The organism is Ruminococcus sp. RTP21204st1_B2_RTP21204_210225 (genome assembly GCF_040914135.1).
GTDB lineage: Bacteria > Bacillota > Clostridia > Oscillospirales > Ruminococcaceae > Hominimerdicola > Hominimerdicola aceti.
Genome location: NZ_JBCPGA010000071.1, coordinates 1 through 7,846 on the forward strand (window position 1 = coordinate 1; position 7,846 = coordinate 7,846).

Consider the following 7,846-nt stretch of genomic DNA (forward strand, 5'->3'; position numbering starts at 1 on the left):
GTTACAGAAACTATACCAAAGACTTCACACAAATATGCTGACACGGTTGTTGCACCTACTTGCACTACTGACGGCTATACACTCCACAAGTGTTTTGTTTGCGGTACTTCATATAAGGATAGCACAACAAAAGCAACAGGTCACAGCTACGGAAATTCTGTTGTAACAAAACAACCGACCTGCACATCAGAGGGTACAAAAACAAAGACTTGCACAAAGTGCAATGCGACAGTTACAGAAACTATACCAAAGACTTCACACAAATATGCTGACACGGTTGTTGCACCTACTTGCACTACTGACGGCTACACTCTCCACAAATGTTCTGTTTGCGGCACTTCATACAAGGGCAACACAACAAAAGCAACAGGTCATAGCTACGGAAATTCTGTTGTAACAAAACAGCCGACCTGCACATCAGAGGGTACAAAAACAAAGACTTGCACAAAGTGCAATGCGATAGTTACAGAAAAGCTTCCTGCAAAGGGTCACACTGCAGTTACCGACAAGGGCTACCCTGCTACTTGCACCACCGCAGGCAAAACAGACGGCTCACATTGCTCAGTTTGCAATACTGTTATCAAGGTTCAGACAGTGATAAATGCCACAGGTCACAAGTCAAGCGGTTGGATAGTCGACAAGGCGGCTTCTATCGGAGTTAAAGGCTCAAAGCACAAGGAATGTACAGTCTGCAAGAAAGTTCTTGAAACGGCTGAAATTCCTGCACTTTCAAGAATTAGTATCTCAAAGGCAAGCGTGACACTTTCCACTTCGACCTACGCTTATGACGGCAAGGCAAAGAAGCCTGGTGTAACGGTCAAGCTAAACGGCAAAACTTTGAAGAATGGTACAGATTACACAGTTTCCTATTCAAACAACACCAAGGTAGGAACAGCAAAGGTCACTATCACAGGCAAGGGCAATTACACAGGCTCAGTTTCTAAGACCTTCAAAATCAAAAATAACTTCAAGAAAGCCACAGTTTTGGGCATTTCCACAAAGGCTTTCACTGGCAAGAACATCACGCAAAGCATTACTGTTAAATACAATGGCAAAACGCTGAAAAAAGGCACTGACTATACAGTTTCCTACTCAAGCAACAAGAGCATAGGCACTGCCACAGTAAAAATCGCAGGAAAAGGCTCTTATACAGGCACTATCACAAAGACATTCAAGATAAATCCTGCCAAGCAGGAGATACAGAAGCTCACAGCTAAGAGCAAGGCATTCTTTGTGGATTGGGCGCAGAAAGGTTCTGCTACTGGATACGAGATACAGTACGCTACAAACTCTAAGTTTACAAGTGCAAAGAAAGTTACCATAACAAACAACAAGACTGACAAGGCCACTGTTTCAAAGCTTTCAGGCAAAAAGAAATATTACGTTCGTGTTCGTTCTTACACAACTGTAAAGGGTACTAAGTATTATGGTGCTTGGTCGGCTTCAAAGAGTGTGACTACAAAGAAGTAATTTTATATGAGAACAGCGTATCGCAGGGGGCTGCGGTACGCTGTTTTTTTACTTTGATATTGCAGTTTGAGACCTCAAAAATTATTCTTTTCCTAGTCTTTCAGAAACTTCAAGCACCAATCGTTGGTCTTTTTCCGAAAGTTTCGATACGCTCTCAACTATTTTCTGCGTTAGTGCAGGATTTTTGCTGCCATCGTCGAAAAACTGCTTCGGAGTGACTTCAAGATACTCGCAAATGGCAAGAAATTCACCAAGGGACGGCATCGTCCGTCCTGACGATATGCTTTGGATATATCCCTTACTGTGACCGAGTGCAAGGCTCATCTTGTATTCGGACACATTTTTTTGCAATCTAAGCTGCGTAATTCTGTTGCTGATATCCTTTTCCGTCATTTTCATTCTCCCTCCGTCGATTTGTATCACTATACCTATTATAATATATATAATGTGACGATATTACCGCTTATATTAGTATTATTTCTTGACATATACCGCTAGAAAGGGTTATAATGTAAAAGTAAACTAATTTTAAACGGACATACCTTTGTCTGGCAATTATGCTATACTGAAAGCAAGATAAAACGACAAAATACGATGATCTGCCGCACCAATAATTTGACATTTTTGGTTAAAATAAAAAAATATTCTTCGAAAACGTTATACTAAGCAGCCAGCTTAACAAATTCAAAATCAAATGTGGTATAATTGTAAGAAAGAGGGGTAATAAAATGGAAAATGAACGTTTAGACAGAGTACTTGAAATATTTTATCGGCTTTTGCACGGCGAGGTCGTTTCTAACAAGCTTATTGCGGAGGAGTATGGGATATCATCCAAAAGCGTCAGTCGTGACATTGCAAGGATAAACGATTTTCTTGCGGAATACAGGGAGCTTATGCAAAATGCCGAGGTCACATATTCGCACAAGGACAGGGCTTACATACTTAAAAGCGACGAGTTTCTGAAAAATCAGGAGCTTTTTGCCTTGGTAAAAGTGATACTCGGGGCACGTTGTTTCAGCAAAGAAGATATGATATTCATTGTATCTAAGCTGAGAAAGTTTACCACTGCCAATGACCGAAAGCTTCTTGATGAGGTGATACGCAGGGAGATATATCATTATCACGAGGTGCGCTCTGACTGCGACAGCGTGATAAACAATCTTTGGCGTCTTGTGCAGTGCATTGATGGTAAGAAGGTCATTTCGGTGACATATCTGAAAATGGACAGGAGCGAAGTTGTTAGGAAGCTGAAGCCTGCGGCGACAATGTTCAGCGAATATTATTTTTATCTTATCGCATATGCGGCAGATGATACCCAGTACAAGGCGAGGTATTTCCGCATTGACAGGATAAAAAATATTGTTGAGCACAGGGAGAATTTCCAGCTTGATCGTGAGCACAGCTTTGACGAGGGCGACCTGCGTGAGAAAAATCAGTTTATGTTTCCAGGGGACAACGTGCGGATAACCTTTGAGTTTTCGGGGCTGTCTTTGCAGGCTGTTCTTGACAGGCTGCCCACCGCAAAAGTCATTGAGCAGAACGGCACAAAGAGCGTTATCACTGCCGAGGTCAACTACGGCAGGGGGATAATAATGTACCTGCTCTCCCAAGGCTCGTGGGTAAAAGTCTTTGAGCCAAAACCGCTGGTGGAGGATATGCTGGCAGAGATCAGGGCGATGGGGGAAAGGTATGAGGAGAAATGATTTTACAGCGGTAATAATTAACTATTAAATACAAAGATCAGGTTAGGATGTATAATATGAGTGAAATATTGAAATTAGAAAATGAGGGACTTGCCGTTGAATTTGAAGTCATACCGGCCGTAAGTGAAACTGACATTAAGCAGAGCGGCTATGACATCGACGCTGCGATAAAAGATATAGATAATTGTCTAAACATCACAAATAAAAAAATCGAAGCTCTTAATTCCGAAATAGATAGGCTTACTAATCACGCTGACGGAATGGATTATATTGTGGCAGTTGTAAGCGGAATATTAGCAGGAGCAATTGATTCTATATGGGTTGGAGATTTTTCATTAGATCGTGCAAATGAATATGGTGATAATAAAGTAAATAACTTTGTGATTAAAATTGCACAAAAAGCGGGTTATACAGGTGATGATCTTAATGGTGCAGTAAAATATCTTGAAAAGAATTATGCCATCGTTGCCGATAAAGCTACAAATGATTTCGGCGGAGGTTTACAGCACCATTTACGAGATTTCTCACATCACCCAACACTTATAGGTTTATTTTTCTCTATGCTTACTCAGTTTACACATAAATTATATGGCACAGACGTAGCCGGACACTTTAAAGTGGTTGAAGTGTCTCAAGCAGACCTGATCTTGATCGGTAAGAATTTGCCTGAGAAAATTACATTTGGATTGATCAACTGGTTTTTTCATATGATAAGCGATATGGCTGGCTCATCTTCTTCGATCAGCAAAGGTAATACCGGAACTGGTTTGCCCGGTCCTTTAGTTTCATTTTTAAAGGAAATATCGGCACTTCCAATATTCCGTAAACTTGATGATAATGGATATAAGAAGTTTTCTGTTTGGATATCTAAACTCTTTAACGGAACATTGCTTGCAAAAAAAGATGAAAACGGGAAAATAATAGAAGCTGTAAAATTTGATCTGAGGACTGAAATAGGCGTTGCCAATGAATTAAAAAGGCAAGCTGTTCCAGTGATTATAAACGAATGCATTGTTCGTGGTTTTTATTTTATAAGAAGATTATGCAATGAAATAAAATCAAAGGATATCAGGTCATTTGATGAAATGTCACGAGTTGATTGGAAAGCAACTTTACCATTCAAAAATCGCACTATAGTGCGTATGCTTACAATCTCAACTGGAACGTTTATGGCTTTTGATTTAATTGACGCTGCAATAAGATCAGCGGCAAAGTCAGGCGGTAATGCAGCAGTTTTTGCAAAAGAGTTTATTCTCAAAGTGAATTTTGTAGGTGTGGGCAGATTTGCTATTGCCGCTGGCACGGATATCGGTATGGGCATAAAACGAAATAAACTTAGGAATGAGCGTATGCAGCTCTATACAACAAGTATTAGATTACTAAATGCCAAGGTATATTATTGTGAAGCAAATATGTGGATAGCAGCCGAGGATGCAGGAAAGAGTATCGAAGAAGCATATCAGGTAATGATCGTGTCTGTAGAACGCTATCAAGAAAGTATACAACAAATTTCAGAAGATATGAAAAAATTAGATAAACTTATACCAGAAGCTGAAAAGAATAACCCAGGACTTACAGATGATATTTATGACATCTTGAAGTGGGGATAATAAAAAAGGAGTGTTACATATGAGTAATGAACTTGAAATTTTTAAGGTCAATCAATCTGAACTTCCAAACATCATTACAGATCAATGGCGTGATATACAAGGTTTGGAAGATAAGGTGAAGAAGTCTGTTAAAATGGCTCAGACTGCAAAAACTTCTGCTGACAGGGCTTATGGCAAATCAGCAGGTTTGGGACACAAAAAAGAAGCTATTGAATCTTTGCAGGAAGCTTCTGTTGATCTTGCAGAATCACAAGTACAGGTCGTTGAGGCACAACAACTTTCTTTTGAATATCAGAAGAAGCTAAGCGAGATAACCAAGTATCTGTTTGCACTTGGCGTAAGTAATATAGCTGCCAACAGGACAGTTGTTCGTGAATTGGAGTTAAAGCTGAGAGGTGCTTCAGAGGGGGAGCTTTCCGACTTGGCAAGAAAAGAAGTTCTGAGCGTTATATCCCAGTTGAAAGCTCAGGAAGATATGATGAATAAGCAAAAGCAAATGTCTGAAACGTTAAAATCACAGGATAAAACGATATCAGAACATCAAAAGAAAGCGGAACATCACGATGAAGTCCTTGCAAAAATGGCGCAAAAAGACAAAGAACAAGACCTGACGCTATCTAAACACACTAAAAAAGATCTTGAACATGATCGTCTTTTAGCTGAAAGAAAACAGAAAGACGAGGAGCAGGACAAATGGCTTTCTGAGCAGGCTGAAAAAGACCTTGAACATGACAGACTCTTGGCGGAAAGAAAACAAAAAGACGAAGAACAGGACAAATGGCTTTCTGAGCAGGCTAAAAAAGATCGTGAACATGACAATCTCTTGGCGGAAAGAAAACAGAAAGACGAAGAACAGGACAAATGGCTATCCGAACAGGCAGAAAAGGATCGTGAACACGATAGACTCTTAGAGGAAAGAAAGCAGAAAGATGAAGAACAAGACAGCAAGCTTTTGGAACATCAGGAATCATTAGACGTAATTATGGAAAGAGATAAATCCCAGGATAAAGCCATAAATAAACTTACAGATGAAAACAAAAAGCTTATGAAACTAGTCGAAGACCTGACAGCAACCAAAAGTGATAAAAAAGCAACTATTATTTCATACATAGTTGCTGGAACATCATTGCTTTTGTCAATTGTTCATTTCTTTATTTGATCATAAACTATATTACTTACTTATTTTAAACACTTTGTTTTCCATAACCACCCATCCTGTATAGTAACCGTCAAATCCTCCGCACCCTCCCCCAAAAAAAAATCAGACCCTGCAAGGAATCACCGTCCCTGCAGGGTCATATTCATTCATTGTCTTTGAATTTAAAATTTTTGTATACATACCTGATCATATTGTATTTGATCTCAGCTTTATTCAGCCCAAGGCAATAATATCGTTCCCGCTGGCTTTGAAAACAGCTCCGTCAGATATTTCTCTGCGTCAAGTCCATTCGTCTGAGCCGTTGAAATAAGTGAATATAGTGCGGAACTTGCTTTGGCTCCGTTGGCTGTGTTGCTGAAAAGCCAGTTTTTTCTGCCGATGGCAAACGGCATTATCGCATTTTCTGCCCTGTCGTTGTCTATGGGAACATCTCCGTTTTCTAGAAATGTGTAAAGATATTTTTTCTCATTGACATTTCACTGACTGGGCGGTATCCGCAAAGCCCTCTGCAAGCTCCGTCAAGAAGGTGGTGACTTATACTGTGAAGTGTGGGGACACGCTCTCGGCTATAGCTCAACGCTGCAAGACTACTGTTGTGAAGCTTGTCAAGGACAATGGTATCAAGAATCCGAACATCATTTACGCAGGACAGAAAATTAAAATCAAGTAGGTAGTAAGACAGCCGACAAGGGTTATTCCTTGTCGGCTGTTTTCATATCTTCATCTATTAACTTGTTAATGTACCCGTTGATACTCATGCCCTTACTTTCTGCATAGGCTTTTAGTTCTTCTCTCCTGCCTTTCTTGACAACTAAACTTATTCTGTCATATGCCTTTTCATTATATAGTCTTTTACTGGCTGTTGATGTTTTACCACTCATAGTTGCACCTCCTTATTCTATATTATAGCATACTTGAAGCACTTACGCAAGTATGCTATAATAATATCATCAAAGAACGAAAGGAGTGAAACCAATGGGTAAGAAAAAGAAAAAGCGGCTCAAAAGAGCCGCCGCTTAGATAATGAAGCCCTCGCAAAGCTACTCATTATCAAAGCAATTTTAGAACTCGCTGAAAGTTTACTGAAGCTTATCGACAAGCTTACAGACTAACAGCATTCCGCAAGAGAGCCGAAAGGCTCTTCGCTGCGGATATTATATCACACAAAAGGAGAAATGTCAAATGAAGATCATAAGCATTATTCTTAATGTGGCTGAGATAGTTATTCTTATAGCCGCCATAATCGTATTTTTCAGAAAAAAGTGATTAAATATTCGGAGGTAAAAACATGAAAGTTACAGTACAGAAGATACGTTGCGGTCGGAGAAAGTATATCAGATAGTAGTTCAGCCGTATCAGGGTGATCTGAGGCGGCTGTTTTTGCGTACACGAATTATACACGATAAAGCTGAATTGTAAATATATGCTTGTGAAATGCGGAACAAATGAAACGGCTTAAATGATGTAAATGCGTGGTTTACAAGCAATTTTATAAAGCAATAAAAAGTGGAGTGAAGTGGTATATTTAATCTCTCCATCTCCGCCAGTCACTCGCCGTGACGGGCATTGTCCGTCATGGCTTTTTTTGTTATCAAACTTCAGTCCCGCTCAATAAGTTTGTTTGTAAACTTTACAAAGTAGGGGGCGTGCCCCTGCACCCAATCCGCTATCATTTATGGTAGCGGATTTTTTCGCCCCCGCCCATAGGTATGATACGCTGGGAGGGGTTTGATGCTCGCCGTGACGGGCATTTTATGTACTCATGCCCCTTGTGCATATGTGCTAAGCCCGCAAGATCGCAATTGTATGTAATGTCGAAAAGGTGCATATTGTAGGTTTGTCAATCATATTGGACACTATTATTAAGAAATTCGATAGGCGAAAACCATTTGAGGGGACGCATA

7 protein-coding genes and 1 pseudogene are annotated in these 7,846 nt (G+C 40.0%); 5 read left to right on the forward strand and 3 right to left on the reverse strand.

The features are described from left to right. A partial coding sequence (locus tag AB5123_RS13475; RefSeq protein ID WP_368364948.1) for a fibronectin type III domain-containing protein occupies positions 1-1,470 on the forward strand: 1,470 nt, incomplete at its 5' end. 81 nt (positions 1,471-1,551) lie between these two features. Here the strand turns inward: AB5123_RS13475 and AB5123_RS13480 are convergent. Beyond that, positions 1,552-1,863 carry a helix-turn-helix domain-containing protein gene (locus AB5123_RS13480; RefSeq protein ID WP_041337760.1) on the reverse strand — a complete coding sequence of 104 codons (312 nt, stop codon included), beginning with the start codon at positions 1,861-1,863 and terminating at the stop codon, positions 1,552-1,554. Positions 1,864-2,198: 335 nt separating this feature from the next. On the opposite strand from AB5123_RS13480, the gene AB5123_RS13485 reads away from it, so the two are divergent. From AB5123_RS13485 to AB5123_RS13495, 3 genes are read left to right on the forward strand one after another with little or no spacing between them, the layout of a single operon-like run. Then, positions 2,199-3,173, forward strand: a complete 975-nt coding sequence (locus tag AB5123_RS13485; protein WP_337812476.1) for a WYL domain-containing protein — start codon at positions 2,199-2,201, stop codon at positions 3,171-3,173. Between the two features lie 56 nt (positions 3,174-3,229). Next, complete coding sequence (locus AB5123_RS13490) at positions 3,230-4,783, forward strand: hypothetical protein (RefSeq protein WP_041337483.1); 1,554 nt, start codon at positions 3,230-3,232, stop codon at positions 4,781-4,783. Positions 4,784-4,802: 19 nt separating this feature from the next. Next, positions 4,803-5,942, forward strand: coding sequence for a hypothetical protein (locus AB5123_RS13495; RefSeq protein ID WP_278644507.1), 1,140 nt, complete (start codon positions 4,803-4,805; stop codon positions 5,940-5,942). A 209-nt stretch (positions 5,943-6,151) separates the two neighbouring features. Here the strand turns inward: AB5123_RS13495 and AB5123_RS13500 are convergent. Further along, positions 6,152-6,415 (reverse strand): annotated as a pseudogene (locus AB5123_RS13500) (transposase); the annotation flags it as partial. Between the two features lie 68 nt (positions 6,416-6,483). Between AB5123_RS13500 and AB5123_RS13505 the strand changes: the two are divergent. Further along, positions 6,484-6,612, forward strand: coding sequence for a LysM domain-containing protein (locus tag AB5123_RS13505; RefSeq protein WP_242843700.1), 129 nt, complete (start codon positions 6,484-6,486; stop codon positions 6,610-6,612). A 22-nt stretch (positions 6,613-6,634) separates the two neighbouring features. Here AB5123_RS13505 and AB5123_RS13510 read toward each other — a convergent pair whose 3' ends face one another. Beyond that, positions 6,635-6,823: a hypothetical protein gene (locus AB5123_RS13510; RefSeq protein ID WP_041337485.1), complete on the reverse strand. Its 189-nt coding sequence runs from the start codon at positions 6,821-6,823 to the stop codon at positions 6,635-6,637. Positions 6,824-7,846: the final 1,023 nt, after the last annotated feature.

Bases quoted from the DNA above. Each gene is read 5' to 3' on its own strand.
- AB5123_RS13480 (WP_041337760.1), bottom strand. From the start codon at position 1,863: ATGACGGAAAAGGATATCAGCAACAGAATTACGCAGCTTAGATTGCAA.
- AB5123_RS13485 (WP_337812476.1), top strand. From the start codon at position 2,199: ATGGAAAATGAACGTTTAGACAGAGTACTTGAAATATTTTATCGGCTT.
- AB5123_RS13490 (WP_041337483.1), top strand. From the start codon at position 3,230: ATGAGTGAAATATTGAAATTAGAAAATGAGGGACTTGCCGTTGAATTT.
- AB5123_RS13495 (WP_278644507.1), top strand. From the start codon at position 4,803: ATGAGTAATGAACTTGAAATTTTTAAGGTCAATCAATCTGAACTTCCA.
- AB5123_RS13510 (WP_041337485.1), bottom strand. From the start codon at position 6,823: ATGAGTGGTAAAACATCAACAGCCAGTAAAAGACTATATAATGAAAAG.